Genomic DNA, 516 nt, shown 5'->3' with positions numbered 1-516 from the left:
GGAACTACTTCATCTTCGGATGGGATGCGTATGCAATTAGGAGTTACATCGCTTCATGCTGATTCTAATCCTCACTATGGGACTGGAAAAGGTGCTACTATTTATAGATTTACAAGTGACCAATTTTCATCTTTCTATACGAAAGTAATTAATACAAATTCTAGAGATGCTACTCATGTTTTAGATGGGCTTTTAAATCATGAAACTGATTTAAATATATTAGAACACTACACAGATACAGCTGGATATACTGATCAAGTATTTGGACTTACTCATCTTTTAGGATTCAGATTTGCTCCTAGAATACGTGATTTATCCGATGTAAAATTATTTTCTTTAAGTGAAACAAAGGTATCCAAAAATCTTGAAAGTATTTTAAAGGGCAAAATTAATGAAAAGATTATAAAAGAAAATTATGATGATGTTTTAAGATTAGCATCCTCAATTAGAGAAGGTAAAGTTAGCTCTTCACTAATATTAAGTAAATTAGGATCTTACTCTCGGCAAAATAGTATT

The 516-nt window shown here is 30.8% G+C and carries 1 protein-coding gene; it reads left to right on the top strand.

Annotated elements, in window-relative coordinates:
* Window positions 1–516, top strand: a 516-nt coding sequence (locus HMPREF0202_RS03335; protein WP_023049888.1) for a Tn3 family transposase, incomplete at both ends; no start/stop codon positions are given.

The organism is Cetobacterium somerae ATCC BAA-474 (assembly GCF_000479045.1).
Classification (GTDB): domain Bacteria; phylum Fusobacteriota; class Fusobacteriia; order Fusobacteriales; family Fusobacteriaceae; genus Cetobacterium_A; species Cetobacterium_A somerae.
The sequence above is the reverse complement of the archived record's forward strand: the minus strand, read 5'-3'. Positions and strand labels throughout refer to the sequence as shown.